Here is a 526-nt window from a genome sequence, read left to right as displayed (position 1 = left end):
TGGTAATGGTTAATGGTCAGATACCATCCGATGATCTTATCGTGCATTTCTTCTGATTTTGAGAAGCAGATAGTCCTGCGGGCTAACCGCTTGAGATGGGTTCGCAGGTTAAGATTATGGCGCTCTATACGCTGGGTGTACTTTTTGCTTACAACATGGCTGGTTGAAGCCAGCAGTGTTCGGTAGACCGGCCAGGCGTCAGTCATGTAGAAAGCGATCTTAAACTGGCTCAACAGTACAAGAAGACGCTTTAAAGTCAGAGCATTACGAGGGCCAAATGTATGTGCAAGAACCCGCTTTCGGATGCGATCGTAAGAATAAAATAACCATCGCTGATTGCCTTTGCACCGGACATATGACCACTGCTCATCGGCTTCACAGCAGATAACCACCTCTGCGGCAGGCTCTGCGTTTTGCGCTACCTGGTGCGGCGTAAGTTTTTTAGATGACGCAGAACGGTATTGAGGCTTATTCGCAGAACCCGTCGTGCTGTATCGCGGCATCCGGAGCCGTTCATCGCCATATC

1 pseudogene is annotated in these 526 nt (G+C 49.2%); it reads right to left on the bottom strand.

What is annotated here, in order from left to right:
* Positions 1 to 526, bottom strand: a pseudogene (locus FOV68_RS23895) (IS1 family transposase); the annotation flags it as partial.

Origin of the sequence: Pantoea sp. paga (assembly GCF_007558755.1) — a bacterium.
Classification (GTDB): Bacteria; Pseudomonadota; Gammaproteobacteria; order Enterobacterales; family Enterobacteriaceae; genus Pantoea; species Pantoea agglomerans.
This window is presented reverse-complemented; position numbering and strand designations above follow the sequence as displayed.